At 66.5% G+C, this 16,135-nt stretch carries 15 protein-coding genes; 5 read left to right on the forward strand and 10 right to left on the reverse strand.

All coding sequences use genetic code 11. The features are described from left to right. Positions 1-16 precede the first annotated feature (16 nt). Both AC5Y3Z_RS08300 and AC5Y3Z_RS08305 read left to right on the forward strand, forming a co-directional pair. Complete coding sequence (locus AC5Y3Z_RS08300) at positions 17-1,897, forward strand: flavin-containing monooxygenase (protein WP_463824653.1); 1,881 nt, start codon at positions 17-19, stop codon at positions 1,895-1,897. Beyond that, complete coding sequence (locus tag AC5Y3Z_RS08305; protein WP_500001804.1) at positions 1,894-2,775, forward strand: SDR family NAD(P)-dependent oxidoreductase; 882 nt, start codon at positions 1,894-1,896, stop codon at positions 2,773-2,775. The genes AC5Y3Z_RS08300 and AC5Y3Z_RS08305 overlap by 4 nt, the downstream gene beginning before the upstream one ends. Here AC5Y3Z_RS08305 and AC5Y3Z_RS08310 read toward each other — a convergent pair. The 6 genes from AC5Y3Z_RS08310 to AC5Y3Z_RS08335 all read right to left on the reverse strand — a co-directional run bounded on the left by AC5Y3Z_RS08310 (position 2,716) and on the right by AC5Y3Z_RS08335 (position 7,704). Then, positions 2,716-3,399 (reverse strand): Dabb family protein, encoded by a 684-nt coding sequence (locus tag AC5Y3Z_RS08310; protein WP_463824651.1) that lies wholly within the window; start codon positions 3,397-3,399, stop codon positions 2,716-2,718. The two genes, AC5Y3Z_RS08305 and AC5Y3Z_RS08310, sit on opposite strands and share 60 nt — an antisense overlap. Then, positions 3,392-3,739 (reverse strand): hypothetical protein, encoded by a 348-nt coding sequence (locus AC5Y3Z_RS08315; RefSeq protein ID WP_463824650.1) that lies wholly within the window; start codon positions 3,737-3,739, stop codon positions 3,392-3,394. Before AC5Y3Z_RS08315 ends, AC5Y3Z_RS08310 begins: the two co-directional genes overlap by 8 nt. Then, positions 3,732-4,655 (reverse strand): LipP1 family hormone-sensitive lipase, encoded by a 924-nt coding sequence (lipP1, locus tag AC5Y3Z_RS08320; protein WP_463824649.1) that lies wholly within the window; start codon positions 4,653-4,655, stop codon positions 3,732-3,734. The genes AC5Y3Z_RS08315 and lipP1 overlap by 8 nt, the downstream gene beginning before the upstream one ends. Next, complete coding sequence (locus tag AC5Y3Z_RS08325) at positions 4,652-5,452, reverse strand: IclR family transcriptional regulator (protein WP_463824648.1); 801 nt, start codon at positions 5,450-5,452, stop codon at positions 4,652-4,654. The genes lipP1 and AC5Y3Z_RS08325 overlap by 4 nt, the downstream gene beginning before the upstream one ends. A gap of 143 nt (positions 5,453-5,595) precedes the next feature. Further along, the gene (bphC, locus tag AC5Y3Z_RS08330; protein WP_463824647.1) at positions 5,596-6,504 is read right to left on the reverse strand and encodes a biphenyl-2,3-diol 1,2-dioxygenase; all 909 of its coding nucleotides are present in this window, start codon (positions 6,502-6,504) and stop codon (positions 5,596-5,598) included. Positions 6,505-6,519: 15 nt separating this feature from the next. After that, on the reverse strand, positions 6,520-7,704 hold the full coding sequence (locus AC5Y3Z_RS08335) for an acyl-CoA dehydrogenase family protein (protein ID WP_463824646.1): 1,185 nt from the start codon (positions 7,702-7,704) through the stop codon (positions 6,520-6,522). 86 nt (positions 7,705-7,790) lie between these two features. Here AC5Y3Z_RS08335 and AC5Y3Z_RS08340 point away from each other — a divergent pair, with 86 nt between their 5' ends. Together AC5Y3Z_RS08340 and AC5Y3Z_RS08345 are read left to right on the forward strand one after the other, a co-directional pair. Continuing rightward, positions 7,791-9,437 (forward strand): flavin-containing monooxygenase, encoded by a 1,647-nt coding sequence (locus AC5Y3Z_RS08340; RefSeq protein ID WP_463824645.1) that lies wholly within the window; start codon positions 7,791-7,793, stop codon positions 9,435-9,437. Continuing rightward, positions 9,434-10,240: a mycofactocin-coupled SDR family oxidoreductase gene (locus AC5Y3Z_RS08345; protein ID WP_463824644.1), complete on the forward strand. Its 807-nt coding sequence runs from the start codon at positions 9,434-9,436 to the stop codon at positions 10,238-10,240. Before AC5Y3Z_RS08340 ends, AC5Y3Z_RS08345 begins: the two co-directional genes overlap by 4 nt. A gap of 151 nt (positions 10,241-10,391) precedes the next feature. On the opposite strand, the gene AC5Y3Z_RS08350 is transcribed toward AC5Y3Z_RS08345, so the two are convergent. Further along, complete coding sequence (locus AC5Y3Z_RS08350; RefSeq protein ID WP_463824643.1) at positions 10,392-11,243, reverse strand: alpha/beta fold hydrolase; 852 nt, start codon at positions 11,241-11,243, stop codon at positions 10,392-10,394. Between the two features lie 93 nt (positions 11,244-11,336). On the opposite strand from AC5Y3Z_RS08350, the gene AC5Y3Z_RS08355 reads away from it, so the two are divergent. Next, entirely contained in the window at positions 11,337-12,218 is an 882-nt protein-coding gene (locus AC5Y3Z_RS08355; RefSeq protein WP_463824642.1) for a universal stress protein, read from the forward strand. Between the two features lie 9 nt (positions 12,219-12,227). Here AC5Y3Z_RS08355 and AC5Y3Z_RS08360 read toward each other — a convergent pair whose 3' ends face one another. From AC5Y3Z_RS08360 to AC5Y3Z_RS08370, 3 genes are all read right to left on the reverse strand, one after another. Then, positions 12,228-13,010 carry a glutamate racemase gene (locus AC5Y3Z_RS08360; RefSeq protein ID WP_463824641.1) on the reverse strand — a complete coding sequence of 261 codons (783 nt, stop codon included), beginning with the start codon at positions 13,008-13,010 and terminating at the stop codon, positions 12,228-12,230. Between the two features lie 4 nt (positions 13,011-13,014). After that, positions 13,015-14,949 (reverse strand): methyltransferase domain-containing protein, encoded by a 1,935-nt coding sequence (locus AC5Y3Z_RS08365; RefSeq protein WP_463824640.1) that lies wholly within the window; start codon positions 14,947-14,949, stop codon positions 13,015-13,017. 153 nt (positions 14,950-15,102) lie between these two features. Further along, entirely contained in the window at positions 15,103-16,098 is a 996-nt protein-coding gene (locus AC5Y3Z_RS08370; protein ID WP_463824639.1) for an NAD(P)H-dependent flavin oxidoreductase, read from the reverse strand. Positions 16,099-16,135: the final 37 nt, after the last annotated feature.

Here is a 16,135-nt window from a genome sequence, read left to right on the forward strand (position 1 = left end):
TCCGATACTGACGGGCATGCCCACGCTCGATCCCGGAGAACTCCGGCGCAACCTGCAGCAGGCTGACCCGGGCGTCCTGGTCGCCGTGCTGGCTCAGCTCACCGGCGACCCGTCGGTGGTCGACACATTCGGCCCGCGCATCTCACACATCCCCGACCCACCGGAACGCGCCGGGGTCGCCGATGCGGCCACCGCGCAGGCATTGGTCACCGCGGTGATGGCTGCCCTGGATCGGCCCGCCGCGCCGGTCGCGGACCCGGCGCTGTTCCAGCGACTGTTGCCGGTGGCGCTGGGCAGTGAAGTGGACGACGAATTCGTGCCGCTGCTGCTCGAACAGGGTGGTTTTCAGCCTTCCCAGCCGACGTTGCCGCGCACCGTGCCGATTCCGTCGTCGACGACGGTGGCGATCGTCGGCGCGGGCCTGGCCGGCATCGTCACCGCACTAACCGCCACCGACGCCGGCGTCGCCTTCGAGATCTTCGACCGCAACGACGAGGTCGGTGGCACCTGGCTGACGACCACCTACCCAGGCATCGGCGTCGACACACCGTCGGCGTACTACTCGTTATCGCGCGAGGTGAATCCGGAATGGAGCAGCTACTACCCGCAGGGCGCCGAGTACCAGGCGTATCTGGTGGCGCTGGCTGACAAGTACGGGCTGCGTGCCCATACGCGGTTCGGCACCGAGGTCGAAGCGCTGTGGTGGGATGAGGACAATTCCCGGTGGCAGATCCACGCCGTCGACCGGCACGGCAACCGCTTCGTCAGCCACGCCCGGGTGGTGGTCACCGCGGCCGGTTACCTCAACCGCCCCCGCTGGCCGGACCTACCGGGCCGAGAAACCTTTGCGGGCAACAGCATTCACTCAGCACAGTGGGACCCGGCGCTGGAGCTGACCGGACAGCGGATCGCCGTCGTGGGCGCTGGATGCACCGCCGTGCAGATCGTCGATGCCTGTGTCGATCAGGTCGCGCACCTGACACTGTTCCAGCGACAACCGCATTGGGTGGCGCCGCGTAAGCGACCGACCGACGACGTCCCGGAATACCGCCGATACCTCGGGCGCCATCTGCCGCATTACGCGAAATGGCACCGGCTGAAGTCGTTCTGGGGCACCGCGGACAACAACTACCCGGTCATTCTGCGAGACCCGGACTGGGCTGGATCGCATCTGTCGATCTCACCGGCCAACGACGTGCTGTTGCAGATGTGTCTGGACTACATCGACCGGACCTTCGGTGCGGGAAGCGAATTGGCGAAGAAGGTCACGCCTGACTTCGCGCCCTACGGTAAGCGGATCATCCGCGATCCCGGCGGCTACTACGCGGCGCTGACCCGCGACCATGTCGACGTCGAGGCCCGCGAACCCGCGGCGGTCAACCCCGCAGGCATCGTCACCCAGGACGGCAGACAGCTCGATCTCGACGTCATCATCTACGCCACCGGATACCACCTCGACTTCTTGTCCACCATCGACATCCGCGGGCGGGACGGGCGCAGGCTGGCCGACGAGTGGGGCGACAGCCCGGCTGCCTACCGCGGCGGCACTGTGCCGGGCTTTCCCAATCTGTTCATCAACTCTGCACCTAACTACAGCCCCGGCCACGGCGCAGGCGCCAATTTCTCGATGGAGGTGATGGCGCACTACATCGTCGAGTGCCTGCAACTGATGGCGCTGCGCGCGGCGACCACGATGGAAGTGACCCGCGAGGCGTACGAGGAGTATGTGGCCGGAATCGACGAGGCGATGGCCGGCACGGTCTGGTGCCACACTCCCAACGCACACACCTACTACCGTTCCGGTTCGGGCCGGGTCGTGGTGGCCACCCCGTACCGGTTGGTCGACCTCTGGCATCAGCACCGCGCGCCGGTCGAAGAGCATTTCGAGTTGCGATGACGGGATTACTCTGCGACCGAACGGCTTTGGTGACGGGCAGCAGTCGCGGGATCGGCCGCGCGATCGCCCGGCGACTCGCCGCCGAGGGCGCCACCGTCGTAGTGACGGCGCGCTCGCTGGAGCCCTCGCAGTCGGTGCGTGGCGGGATCGGCTCGGCGCTGCCCGGAACAATCGGTGAGACGATTGCACTGATCGAGGCCGCGGGGGGTCGGGCGATCGGCGTGGCGGCTTACTTGGAAGATGCCGCGCAGCGCGACGGACTCATCAATGCGGTGCTCGACCGCACCGGCCGTATCGACATCCTGGTGAACAATGCGGGTTTCGCCGACTACGCGATAGTGGAGGACATGTCGCTGCAGACTTTCGACCGAACGGTCGACCACTACCTGCGGATACCGTTCTTGTTGACCAAAGCCGCTGTCCCGCAGATGCGTAACCAGGGCGCCGGCTGGATCGTCAACATCGGGTCGGTCACCGGGGTGGCACCGGTGCGTCCTTTCCGGGATTACAACAAGACCGCCGGCGACGTCGTCTACGCAGCGTGCAAGGCTGCGCTGCACCGCTTCACGCAGGGGGTGGCGGCCGAGTTGCTGGACGCCAATATCGCGGTCAACTGTGTGGGTCCTTCGACGGCAGTGCGCACTCCCGGTGCCGCGCAACTGATTCCGGAGACGTTCCCGACCGAACCGGTCGAGTACCTGGCCGAAACGGTGCTGGCGATGTGTCAGCTACCCGCTGCCGAGCGCACGGGTGTGGTGGCGTTCAGCCTGCATTACCCGTGGTCACACAGCCTGCCGGTGCATTCGCTGGACGGCCTGTCAGTGCTTCCGTCGCTCGAGCCCCCCGCGACCGCCAGCCCCAATATCCCCGTCGGATAACCGCTCCCAGTGCACAGTCGCGGGCAGCGTGCAGAAACTGTGGCACACCCGATCGCGAACGATGGCCTCGGGGCATTCCGGGTCGAACCACCGGTCCACCACCGCCCAGTGGATCGGATGCATCAGATAGGGACCGACCAGACCGTCGGCGTCGGTAAAGGCCTGCTCGAACACGTGCGTCCACCGCGTCTCGCCGACCGCTTCGTCGACCCTACTCAGCTGCCATGCGGTGATGGTGTTCACGTAGCGCGGCATGGACCGGAGTTCGTCCTCGAACCGCGCGATGGTGTCACCGCCGGTGCCGGGTGTGACCCGCAGCAGCAAAGTGCGGTAAACCGTACCGCGGGTGCAGTGGGTGCGGACCGGGTGACCCGGATAGTTGGCCCCGTTGATTCGCGTCACCCCGGGATCCCCGACGGCCGCCGTGAAATCTGCTGCGAGTGCGTGCCATTCGTCTTCGGAGGCAAAGCGCAGGTGAATGAGAACATCGCCGCCGTTGCGGGAACCGGGCATCGTCGGCTGTGCGATCCAGTACGGCGCGCGAGCCGCGACCGCCCGCACGTCGGCGATGATCCGGTCGCGGTCACACGCGGCTACGTCCAGCAACCTGGTGACGCTATACATCGCAGAGACCGTCGATGTCCTGCGGGGCCGCGGCGAAAGACCGCGACCGTTGCTCCACCAAGTCGGCTATCCGCGACCACCAATGGGCGAGAGCGGGATCCGATCGCCCCTGCCAGGTCATCTCCCACCAAGCCTGCACACTGGGCAAGGACCAGGTGATCGTGACGGTGTTGACGTCGTCGTCGAACCAGATCGGCGGGCTCACCAGGACGTCGCGCAGTGTCATGCCCCGATTCCGCGCGCCCGGGGCATAGTCGGCGAGGTAAGCAGCCACGAATTCGCGGGCACACCCCCGCCGGGTGACCACCCGGTCGATCACCACCACTTCTCCGTCAGGCATGGGACGACGCCACAACCGCGTGCAGCGCCGCGCAGGCCTGCTGCCGAGCAACAATTGCGATGTCCAGAGCAGGCATGCTCATGAAACCGTGTATGCCGCCGTCGAATTGAGTCCGCATCACGGTTACGCCAGCGGCCTGTAGGGCGTCCGCATAAGCCGATGCCTCGTCGCGCAGCGGATCGTGTCCGGCGATCACCAACACGGCGGGCGGCAGACCCCGCAGGTCGGCGTGCAGCGGCGCGGCGTACGGGTGGGTGCGATCTGCCGGCTGGGGCACGTACTGGTCCCAATACCACTGCATGGCCGGCTTCGGGTTGTAGTAACCGCTTCCGAACAGCCGGTAGGACTCGGTATCGAAGTCGGCCGCCAGCACCGGATAGATCAGCAGCTGCGCGGCGAGCGCCGGTCCACCGCGATCACGTGCCATCAGCGTGGTCACGGTGGCCAGGTTGCCGCCTGCGCTGTCTCCGCCAACCGCGATACGGCCGGTCTTGGCGCCGAAGGCTCCGGCGGCCGCCGCAGCGGTGACCGCGTACATGTCTTCTGCCGCGGCCGGCCAGCGATGTTCCGGCGCCAGTCGATAGCCTACCGAAATAACAACGGCTGGAACCAGATTGGCGAATGCACGACACAGGCCGTCGTGGCTGTCCAGATCGCAGAACACGAACCCGCCGCCGTGGGCGTACACCAGCACCGGCAGATCGTCACCGTGTGGCCGGTAGATCCGCACCGGGATGTCGCCGCCGGGGCCGGCGACGAGGTCGTCGCGAACGTCGGCTACGTGTTCGGGCTCGATTGGTGGAACGAAGCGCGCCCGGATCGCCGCTCTGGCTTGGGCGCCGGACATGGTGTGCACCAGCGGAAATCCCGCGTCGAGCGTCTCCAGCAGCGCGGCGATCTGCGGATCGAGGATCACGCGTATTGCAGCGCGGGGCGCAGCGGTCGCAGCGGCTGCAGGGTCGGAGCGACGCGTTGCGGGCCGTCCTCGACATTGCGCCAGATGCCCATCGCGATCATGCGGACCGGGGCGGCCAGCCGCTGGTCGAACATCATGCGGTTCATGGGACCACACACCGACACCGCCGCTACGGCTTCGGCGGCGGTACCGATCGGGGCGGCGACGCAACCGAATCCGAGTAACGATTCCTCCCGCTCGTAAGCGACGCCGTGAGCGCGCACCTTCGCCAATTCGACCGCGAGCTGGGACCCGGTGGCGATGGAGTACCTGGTCTTACGCACCCGCAGGTCCACGGTGGAGTCTCCGTCGCGGTAGGCCAGCATCGCCTTGCCCACTGCCGTGCAGTGCGCCGGCTGACGACCGCCAACGCGGGTGGGCAGCGCGCTCCCGATGCGCTCGCCGACCTTGTCCAGGTACACCACGTCGGTACCGTCCAGCACTGCCAGATGTACGACAAGACCTGTGGCGCAGTGTAATTCAGCTAGCAGCGGTTTGGCGGCGCGGACCAGCCGATCCTGGTGGACCGCCAGCGAACCCAACTCGACCAGCCGCATTCCGAGTTCGTAGTCCCGTCCGCTGCGCCGCAACCACCGCAGCTGTACCAGTCGCTCGAGCATCCGGTGCGCCGACGATCGGGGCAGACCGGTGCGGCGCACGATCTGGGCCAAGGTGAGCCGCCCGGGTCCGTCGAAGGCGTCCAGAACCAGGGAGATGCGGTCGATGACGGCGCTGGGGGTTTCGACGGTGCCCGACATACAACCTCCTACATGGAATATTCCTAATAGGAATACCACACGAGTGTGTCGGCTGTCACCCTCACCTGCCGAGCAGACGCAGAATCGTCCAAATCATTGCCCCGTGATGCGATTCTGCGTCTGCTCGCGCCACCTCGCGCCACTTACATCCGCATCGCCGCGGGCGGCTCGTCGATCCACTGGTGCCCCCAGTAGCTGTCGGCGGTGATTTCCTCTGCGGTGTAGGAGGTTTCGTCGACGCGCATACCCTCGGTGCCGAACTCGATGTCCCAGTCGCCGGGGGCACGCACATAGAACGACACCATCTTGTCGTTGGTGTGGCGTCCCAGCGTGGACGACACCTGGAAGCCGTCGGCATTGACGCGGTCTAGTGCCTGCCCGACAGCGTCGAGGGTGTCCACTTCGACCATGACATGGACCAGTCCCGGGTCGCGCTGATGCATCGCGGGAGCTATGGCCAAACTGTGGTGGCGGGCATTGATGCCCAGGAATCTGACCCGGATCGGTCCGAACTCGGCGGGCAGCGGTATCCGAAACGCGCCACGCGACCGGAATCCCAGCACCTCGGTGTAGAAGTCGAACAACCCGTTAGGGTCCCGCGCCGGTACGACCACATGACCCAGGCCCTGGTCGCCCGTCACGAACTTCGCCCCGAACGGTGTGACGACCGGGCTGTGGTCCAGCACGGCGCCGTGAAACACCTCCAGGGTGGTGCCGGCCGGGTCCTCGAAGGTGATGACCTCTTCGACCCGGCGGGCGTCGGCTTCCCCGACTGACAACTCCTTGACCGGGACGCCGGCGCCGTCCAACGCGGCCTTGACCCGCCGCAACGCGGCACGGTCGCGGACCTCCCAGCCGACGGTGATCACCCGGTCGGTCTCGCCAGGCACGACGATGATGCGGGCGGCCCGCTCATCCATCCGCAGGTACAACGCATCCGGGTCGGGGCCCTTCCCCTCGGCGAACCCCAGCACGCCGAACGCGAACTTGCGCCATCGCTCGATGTCGGCGGTCGAAACTGTAATGTAGCCAAGGCTTTTCAAGTCACTCACGGACAACTCCTCAGATCAGATCAGTGCGCGCAGCGGCCCCATCGGCGGTTCCACGCCGAACGAGCTGAGCGCCGAGGCGTGGTAGGTGGAGCCGGGTACATGGATGGCATGCATCTGGCCGACGTGCACGTCGCGCCAATAGCGTTGCAACGGCTTGTCCATTCGCGAGGCGTTGCCGCCCGAGCGGGCGAAGATCTCGTCGACGGCCGACACCGCCCGCCACACCGCGCGCACCTGGGTGCGCCGGCCGGCGGCGCGGTCGGCGAAGGACACCTCCTTGCCGGCGGCGACCATGTCATAGATGCGGTCGGCGTTGGCCAGCAGCTCCTGGCGCGCGGCGTTGATGTCGGCAGCGGCTTCGCCGATGGCGTACATGACGTAGGGATCGTCCTTGATTGCAGTCCCGGTCGCGCCGACCCGCTCCCGCTGGTAGTCCAGGTGCGCAGCCAGCGCCCCTTCGGCGATCCCGATGGTGGCCGCGGAGATGCCCAGCGGGAACATCGTCGACCACGGCATCAGGTAGAGCGGTTCAGTCATCCCGGCCTCGCGCTGCGCGGTGCCGTCCATCACCTTGGTCGCGTCCATGGTCCGGTACGTCGGCACGAATGCGTCGGAGACGACGACGTCCTTGGACCCGGTCCCGCGCAGCCCCACCACATTCCACGAGTCGTCGACGATCTGATAATCCTTGCGCGGCAGGATCATGTGAATCATCTTCGGGGGCATCAGCGGTACGCCCTCGGAGTCGGCCAGCATTGCACCCAGGATGATCCAGTCGCAGTGGTCGGTGCCGGAACTGAATTGCCAGTGTCCGTTGAACAGGTAGCCGCCGTCGACCGGCTTGGCCACGCCCTGCGGCGCGTAGGGGGATGCCATCCAGGTGTCGACGTCGTCGGCCCAGATCTCGGCGGCGACCTTCGGGTCGGCGTAGGCCAACTGGTAGGGATGCACGCCGACCACGCCGACGATCCAGCCGGCCGCCGGATCCAGTGCCGCAGTTGCCATCGTCGTCTCGGCGAATTCGCGGGGATGCACCTCGAAGCCCTGGTACTGCTTGGTCTGCAGCAGCCGGATCAACCCCACCGACTTCATCATCTTGACGGTGTCGTCGGTGAGCCGGCCGATCCGCTCTGCCTCGGTGGCCTGCTCGCGCAGTTGGTCGGCTAGCTCTACTACTCGGTCAAGTACCCGCTCGCTCATGCTGTCGTCCTAACGTATGTGGGGCTGCATCTGTGTCTACTCCACTGGGCGCTGCGACTCACCGGCAATCCCGGTCAGCGGACCAGATGCGTCGCAACCCCGGCGGAGGTCCTACGGTGAACGGTGTGGACGATGAGCAGACCCTGGATGCGGTCGTGGTCGGGGCCGGATTCGCCGGTCTGTACGCCCTGCACAAGCTGCGTTCCCAGGGGCTGTCGGTGCGGGTGATCGAGGCCGCGCCGGCGCTCGGTGGTACCTGGTACTACAACCGCTATCCGGGCGCGCGCTGCGATGTGGAAAGCGTCGACTACTGCTACTCGTTCTCCGATGAACTGCAGCAGGAGTGGGACTGGACCGAGAAGTACGCCACCCAGGCCGAAATTCTGCGCTACCTGAACTGGGTCGCCGACAAGCTCGACCTGCGCCGCGACATCGTATTCGAGACTCGCGTCGTCTCGGCCGTGTTCGACGAGGCGACGTTGCGTTGGACGGTCAGCACCAACACCGGGGAAACATTCACCGCGCGGTTCTGTCTGATGGCTACCGGACCGTTGTCGGATGCGATGATCCCCGACGTCAGGGGTCTGGACACCTTCGCAGGCGAGGTCTATCACACCGCACACTGGCCGCACGAGCCCGTGGACTTCGCCGGAAAGCGGGTCGCGGTGATCGGCACCGGATCCTCTGGCATTCAGACGATTCCGATCATCGCCGAGCAGGCCGCACATCTCTACGTCTTGCAGCGCACCCCGAACTTCAGTGTGCCGGCCGGCAACGCGCCCTTGTCCGCAGCAGAACTCGCCGAGATCAAGGCCGGCTACGCCGAACGCCGCCGCCTGTCCTGGCTCAGCGGTGGCGGCTCGCCGCACCTCACCGCGGCGAAGCCGACGATGGAATTCAGCCCCGACGAGCGGCGTGCTGCCTTTGAAAAGCGTTGGCAGCTGGGCGGTGTGCTGTATTCAAAGACATTCCCGGATCAGATGACAGACGTGACGGCCAACGACGAGGCGCGCCGATTCTACGAGGAGAAAATCCGCGCCGTGATCGACGATCCCGCGACAGCAGAGTTGCTGATTCCCAACGACCATCCGATCGGGACCAAGCGAATCTGCACCGACAGCAACTACTTTCAGACCTTCAATAAGCCGAACGTATCGCTGATCAGCGTGCGCGCCACCCCGATCGAATCGATCGACCCCACCGGCATCAACACCTCAGCCGCCCACTACGACCTTGATGCGATCGTGTTCGCCACCGGTTTCGATGCGCTGACCGGGGCGCTGGGCAAGATCGACATCGTCGGTCGCGACGGAGTGTCGTTGCGCGATAACTGGGCACACGGACCCCGTACCTACCTCGGCCTGGGCATCGACGGATTCCCCAACCTGTTCGTGATTTCGGGCCCCGGGGCTCCCGCCGTACTGGCGAACATGGTGTTGCACGCGGAGGCGCACGTGAACTGGATCGCCGACGCCATCGGCTACCTCGACGACCACGCCTATGCCGCAATGGAACCCACCCGGGATGCGGTGGACGGTTGGGGCGTGGAGTTGAAGCGACGCGCCGACGCGTCCCTGTTCGTCAAGGCCGACTCCTGGTACATGGGCGCCAATGTGCCCGGAAAGCCACGCGGTTTCATGTTGTTCGTCGGTGGGTTCGCCACCTACAACCAGATCTGCGCTGAGGTCGCCGATGCCGGCTACAAGGGATTCGACCTCCTCAAGGCGCCATGAGCACAGGTTTGGCGGGCCGGGCCGTCCTGGTCACCGGGGCATCGCGGGGGACCGGCCGGGTGCACTGCCTCCGGTTCGCTGAGGAAGGCGCCGACGTGATCGCGCTCGACTTCCCGCAGGCCGCCGACGAATTACGCGTCACGGCAAGCGAAGTCGAGGAACGTGGTCGCCGTTGCGTGACGGGCCTGGCTGATGTCGCCGATCTCGCTGCGCTCACCGGTGTCGTCGACGCCGCGGTCAGCGAGGTGGGTCGGCTGGACGTGGTGATCGCTAACGCCGGGATCCACACCGCCGGCGCGCCGTCATGGGAGCTGGACCCGCAGGTATGGCAACGCACACTCGACATCAACCTCACCGGGGTGTGGCACACGGTCCGGGCGTCGGTGCCGCACCTCGGCCCGGACGGGGGATCGGTGGTCATCATCAGCTCCACCAACGGAATTCGGGGTACCGCCAACACCGCGCACTACACCGCCAGCAAGCATGCCGTGGTCGGCCTGGCCCGCACGCTGGCCAACGAGCTCGGCGCGCGCAGGATCCGGGTCAATACGGTGCATCCCGGCGCCGTGGCGACCCCGATGGTGCTGAATGACGATACTTTCCGTCGCCTGCGTCCAGATCTGGAGAATCCGACGGCAGCCGACGCCGCCGAGGTGCTGATGGCGCGCAACCTGTTGCCGGTGCCGTGGGTCGAGCCGGTCGACATCGCCAACGCCGTGGTCTTCCTCGCCTCCGAGCAGGGCCGATACATCACCGGCACCCAGCTCGTCGTGGATGCCGGTCTGACGCAGAAGACCACATGAGACTGGCCGGTAAAGTTGCCCTGATCACCGGTGCGGCGCCGAACGCTGAAGCGACCGGCTTCCCCGGCGTTGACACTGCGCCGGCGGTGTCGTGCTCCCGCAGTTTTGCGCCCTGCACGCAGAGTGATGTGTCGTCGGCCGGGGCCCATGACTAGCGGGACAGGAACGCCAGCACTGTGCTCTCGAACGCGGCCTTGGCTTCAATCATCGCCCAGTGCCCACAGTTGGGGAATACGTGCAGTTCGGCATTGGGAATGGTGCGCATCGGGATCAGCGCCATGTCGAGCGGGCTCACCCGGTCGTCGCGTCCCCAGGTCAGCAAGGTCGGTGCGGTCACCTTGTGCATCACCGCCCACGGCATCGGTCGGTCGGCGGCGCTCATCGCCGCCATCATCGCCGCATACGCGGCCTTCCCGTACATGCGGCGCGCTGCGGCCAGGGTCTGGGGATCGATGGCCAGTTGCCAGCGTTCCTCGACGAGTTCCTCGGTCACCAAGGCCTGGTCGTACACCATCGACTTGAGCCAGTCGACGAGTCGTTGCCTGGTCGGTTCTTCGGTGAACTCCTGCAGCAGTCGGATTCCCTCGCTGGGACCGGGACTGAAGGTGTTGGTGCCGATGCCGCCGATGGTCACCAAACGGTCGATACGGTCGGCGTGCCGGATGGCGAAGTTGATCCCCACCCCGCCCCCCATCGAATTGCCGATGATGTGTACCCGCTCAATATCCAGCGCATCCAAGAACGGCGCCACCACCCCCTGGGCGGTGATCATCGGGTGGCCACCGAGATCGTCGGTAACGCCGAAACCGGGGAATTCCAGGATGAGGCAACGGAAGTGGTCCGCGAAGGCGGGCAGTACACCACAGAAGTTGCGCCACCCGGTCACGCCGGGGCCCGAGCCGTGTAGGAACAGCAGGGTGGGTGCGCCGTCGTTGGCCGAGTCGTAGTAGCGCAACACACCGGCGGAGGTGTCGATGTCGCGGAGGTCAGAAGTGTTGGGCACCACCGTCACCCTGCCATGCTGTTGCAGACGCGCGGCGGCGGTGTACCGCTGAGCGGGTATGTCGGTGTTGGAGAAGTGTGAGGAAGGAATGAGATGAACGCATCCGTCGAGCGGCAGGGCTTGGTCGTGGGAGTTGACGGGTCGCCGTCATCGAACGCTGCCGTTGTCTGGGCGGCCCGTGACGCGGCGCTTCGCAATGTCCCGTTGACCCTGGTTCACATGCTCAATGCCTACGTGCCGACGTTTCCGCAGATACCGCTGCCGGGCGGGGCGGCGGTATGGCAGGAAGACGACGGCCGCCGGATACTCGGTCAGGCAGTCGACCTTGCGCACGAGGCCGTGGGCGCGGATCGGACGATTCAGATCGCGAGCAAACTGAAGACCTCGCCGCCGGTCCCGACACTGGTCGAGCTGTCCGAGCGGGCCGAGCGGATCGTCGTCGGCAGCAACGGGCGGGGCGTGGTAGGGCGGGTCCTGCTGGGTTCGGTGAGTTCCGGTGTCATGCACGGCGCCAAGTGTCCTGTCGTCATCGTCCGCGACGAGGAGCCCGCGCCTGCCGCCGATGCTCCGGTGGTGGTCGGAATCGACGGGTCGGAGGTCTCGGAACTGGCCACCGACATCGCGTTCGACGAGGCGTCGCGTCGTGGTGTCGAGTTGGTGGCGGTGCACGCCTGGAGCGACGGCGAGGTTCTCGACCTCGGCGGGTTCGACTGGGCGGAGCTGGAGTCACAAGCGGGACAGATCCTGGGCGAGCGGCTGGCCCGGTGGCAGGAGCGCTATCCCGATGTCACCGTGCGACGCCGGGTGGTCCGGGACCGGGCGGCCCGCGAGCTGATCGATCAGTCCCGCTCGGCGCAACTGGTGGTGGTCGGAAGCCACGGCCGCGGCTGGATCGCCCAGCTCATGCTCGGCTCGGTCAGCCACGCGGTGGTGCATTCGGTGCACACGCCGGTGATCGTGGCGCGGCCCAGGTAATCCGCCGGGTCAGCAGGCCACGGCGGGTGGGTCTCGGTACCCGACGGTGGCAGCAGTCAGGACGGTGCCCCAGGCCCGCGCCGCGCCGCGCCGCATCGCCTCCGGGTCGCCCGAGGTGAGGAAAAGTCGGGTGGCCGGCGCCGCCTGCTGCAACTGCGGATACCGCGCGGCGATCGCGGCGGCCATGTGTTCGGCCGGATCGATCAGCCGGGTCTGCGGTAGCGCGTCCGCGAACCAGCGGGCGGCAGCGGGGTAGTGCGTGCAGGCCAGCACCAAGGCGTCCATTCGACGAAGCGGCGCCAGGATTTTGGCCAAATCCGCCCGAAACCGCGGGGAGCCGGTGTGACCGGCTTCGATGTGCGCGGACAGCGGCTGTGCCACTCGGGACACCACCACCCGCCCGGATCGGGCGAGTCCGCGGCGGTAATGACCGGCGGTGATGGTGCGCCGCCCGCCCACCACCCCGACGCGGTCCAGCTCGTTGGGAACCGAGGCCAACCCATGAGTGATGATTCCCCGCACCGGAACCGTGGCGGCGCCCAGTCGGTGCGTCACCGTGCTGGCAGCGTTGCAGGCCAGCGCCACCTCGGTCACGCCTCGCTCGGCCAGTGCGCTGACCACTGTCAACAGCCGATCGGTCAACTCATCGGCGGTCATCCGGCCATACGGCAGCACACCGGCATCCGACCAGTACAGCACCGGCAGGCCGGGCACCGACCGGTCCAGGGCTTTGAGCAGGCCGACACCGCCGATACCCCAATCGACGATGCCCAGGCAGGAATTCGGGCTCATGGCGTCACGGGTAAGACAAGGGCGCGGTCTGCCCCTTCGTCAACGGTCCGGAGTCGAAGGCCAGCACCCGCGCGGACATGGTGGCTGTCAATGTGTGCAGTCGGCTGTCGGGGAAACGGCTGCCGAAATACCACCGGTACTCGTGCTCGGCACGAATTGGGTTGTGTTGCAGCATGTTCTGCCAATCCGGGTGGGTGGTCAGGGAGGCCAGATCGGTGACGAACTGAGGCCGGGTGCGTCGGGTGCGCACGTGTGCGGCGGCCGAGCGGGCCAGCACCGGTAGATCGCGCATCCGGGCCGGTTTTTCGACCATATCGACCACCCACAATCGACCACCGGGAGCCAGCACCCGGCGGATCTCGGCCATCACCGGATCCCAATCCAGGTAGCGGAACGAGAGGAACGAGACCACCACGTCCACGTGATCGTCAGGCACGTCCAGCACGGGTCCGTCGACCTTGCCGAAGCGCAGCCTGCCGCGGCCGTGGCTGCGCTCGCGTGCCCGGGCGAGCATGCCAGCCGAACTGTCCACGCCGACGGCGAAGTCGATGTGGCCGTTGTCATCCAGGGCGCGCAGCAGAGCGCCGTTGCCGCAACCGATCTCGAGCACCCGAACGCGGCGGCCGAGGTCGTCGTGGACCGCGGCAATCCGATTGGCCACCCACTTCCACTCCGCGTCGCGGACCCGGATGTCGGCGTAGGCGCGGTCGTAGAGTTCAGCCACCCGGTCGTACGAACGCTCGGGATGGGTTGCGGCGGGCCGACTTTCCATCATCGGTTCGGCGGCGCAACCCAGATACTTGCGCATACTTCCGGACCACCCGTGCGACTTCTTGCCCGGAGCCGCGATCAGGTAAAGATTCGGGCGAGCCGCCGGTTGACGGCCCGCCCACGCAAACCGGTCCCTGCGAGCGGACACGGTGGTGTAGTTGTGGTTGCCGAACGCGGACACCCCGAACACGTCGGCGAAGAACGGGGCGAACCAGCGCGCGGTTCGGCAGGCGTGGAAGTAAGCCCGTCCGTCGGGGGTGAACGGAATGGTGATGGCCCGCCATTCGTGCGGTGAGAACTGCTCAGGCCACTCCGTGGAACCGAACATGGGGCCGTACATGCCCGCATGGCCGATCAGGTGCAGTTGACTGAGCACCCGACCGCACAGCGCCAGCCAGGCGAGTTCGGTTTCAAACTCAGTCTTGTGGCGCAGACCGGAGACGATCACTTCGGCCTCGGGGTGTGCGGCGGACAATTCGCGTCCCATGGTGGCGGCCGCCACGGCGAACTCCGCCGAACCGCCGCGGTAGTGGGTGGTGTATCCCACCCAGATGACCGGCTTGGTCTGAGTTTTCGGCGCGATGGCGGCGAACGGGATGCGGGGATGGTCGCCTGCTGGGATCCAGGCGCCGTAGTCGCCGACGAGTTCGAGCGCCTCGCGGTACTCCATGTCGAACACTCGCATGCCGGCCGGTGGCGGGCTGTACAGGTGCAGCGTGATGCCGTCGGTCTCGGCCGCCATGTCGTGGATGACGTCGGGCGAAATCGTGATCGCCGCCGCCGGCTGCCGCGTGGTCTCCTCGGTAGCCGCGAGTTGTGTTCCCGCCCAGTCGAATCGGCGTTCGTGGAACCGCCCGGTGACGGGGATGACGATGCCGCTGGAGCCGCCGTGGTCATGGGGGGCGCACCGGTGGCCCGGTCGCCAGCGGGCGAGCATGATCTCCACCCGGTCGTCGACGCGCAAAATCGACCGCGAGTAGGGTTCGCCGTCGTTGGGGTCCTGCGCCAGTGCAGACAACAACGGTCTGGCTGCCGCGGTGGCGGCCAGCAGTTCAGGTCCGGGGACCTCGCCGCTGATCGCGGCCGCGGTGAGCGCGTCGAGCAGCGGTGCCAATTCGGCGAGTCGCTCGCGCAGGTCAGGAGGCAGCGGGTGCGCGATATCGGTCATTTCAGGTTCCCTTTTCGACGAAGCCGCCCGAAGTGGCCGTCGTAATGGCGTGGGTAGATGAGTCGTTGCGATGTTGTTATCGACGCAACGTTCTCGCCGGGACCTAAAAGGATTCTTGAAAGATTCTTGGAGCGCCTGGCCGGCGCCGAGATGTCAGGCCGAAGCCGGGGCTGCTGCCGAGGTCATGCCGGCCAACCGGCCCGAAATCAGTTCCTCTGCTTCGCTGACGATACGCGTCACCAGTTCGCCGACGGTGGGGATGTCGTTGATCAGACCCATGGCTGTACTGACGCTCCAGATGCCGGCGTCGACATCACCGTCGTCGAATACCTTGCGGCCCCGGGTGCCGGCCACCAGGTCCTTGATGTCCTCGAACTGGCCGCCGTCCTTCAGGATTTCGACGACTTCGCGGGACACCACGTTGGAAGCCACCCGTGCGGTGTTGCGCAGGCTGCGGAAGATCAACTCGGTGCCGCGCTCGTCGCCGGCCACGATGGCCTCCTTGACGTTCTGGTGGATACACGATTCGGCGGTGCACATGAAGCGCGAACCCATATTGATGCCGTCGGCACCCAGCGCCAAGGCGGCGACCAGGCCGCGGGCATCGGCAAAACCGCCGGAGGCGATCATCGGGATCTCGATTTTGTCAGCCGCCGCTGGGATCAGCACCAGGCCAGGGATGTCATCCTCGCCGGGGTGGCCGGCGCACTCGAAACCGTCGATGCTGATGCCGTCGACGCCCAGGCTCTGCGCTTTGACCGCATGGCGCACCGAAGTGCACTTGTGCAGCACCTTGATTCCGTTGTCGTGGAACATCGGCAGATGCGGTGCCGGGTTGGAGCCGGCAGTCTCGACGATCTTGATGCCCGCCTCGACGATCACCTGGCGGTATTCGTCGTACGGCGGCGGGTTGATCGCCGGCAGGATCGTCAGGTTCACCCCGAACGGCTTGTCGGTCAGGTCGCGGGTCTTGGCGATCTCATTGGCCAGATCTCCCGGTGTCGGCTGGGTGAGCGCCGTGATGAAACCCAATGCGCCCGCATTGGCAACGGCGGCAACCAATTCCGCGCGCCCGACCCACTGCATGCCGCCCTGGGCGATGGGGTGCTCGACGCCGAACGCCTCGGTGAACTTCGTAGTCAGTGCCACTCTGCTGTCTCCTGTTGTGTGCTGCTCCCGCAAGTTA

It is taken from the genome of Mycobacterium sp. NGS61 (assembly GCF_059812325.1).

What these genes read in the sequence shown, in the direction of transcription:
- AC5Y3Z_RS08300 (WP_463824653.1), top strand. Translation starts at nt 17, where the DNA reads ATGCCCACGCTCGATCCCGGAGAACTCCGGCGCAACCTGCAGCAGGCT.
- AC5Y3Z_RS08345 (WP_463824644.1), top strand. Translation starts at nt 9,434, where the DNA reads ATGAGCACAGGTTTGGCGGGCCGGGCCGTCCTGGTCACCGGGGCATCG.
- AC5Y3Z_RS08355 (WP_463824642.1), top strand. Translation starts at nt 11,337, where the DNA reads ATGAACGCATCCGTCGAGCGGCAGGGCTTGGTCGTGGGAGTTGACGGG.
- AC5Y3Z_RS08340 (WP_463824645.1), top strand. Translation starts at nt 7,791, where the DNA reads ATGCGTCGCAACCCCGGCGGAGGTCCTACGGTGAACGGTGTGGACGAT.
- AC5Y3Z_RS08360 (WP_463824641.1), bottom strand. Translation starts at nt 13,010, where the DNA reads ATGAGCCCGAATTCCTGCCTGGGCATCGTCGATTGGGGTATCGGCGGT.
- AC5Y3Z_RS08310 (WP_463824651.1), bottom strand. Translation starts at nt 3,399, where the DNA reads ATGTATAGCGTCACCAGGTTGCTGGACGTAGCCGCGTGTGACCGCGAC.
- AC5Y3Z_RS08365 (WP_463824640.1), bottom strand. Translation starts at nt 14,949, where the DNA reads ATGACCGATATCGCGCACCCGCTGCCTCCTGACCTGCGCGAGCGACTC.
- AC5Y3Z_RS08305 (WP_500001804.1), top strand. Translation starts at nt 1,894, where the DNA reads ATGACGGGATTACTCTGCGACCGAACGGCTTTGGTGACGGGCAGCAGT.
- AC5Y3Z_RS08315 (WP_463824650.1), bottom strand. Translation starts at nt 3,739, where the DNA reads ATGCCTGACGGAGAAGTGGTGGTGATCGACCGGGTGGTCACCCGGCGG.
- AC5Y3Z_RS08325 (WP_463824648.1), bottom strand. Translation starts at nt 5,452, where the DNA reads ATGTCGGGCACCGTCGAAACCCCCAGCGCCGTCATCGACCGCATCTCC.
- AC5Y3Z_RS08335 (WP_463824646.1), bottom strand. Translation starts at nt 7,704, where the DNA reads ATGAGCGAGCGGGTACTTGACCGAGTAGTAGAGCTAGCCGACCAACTG.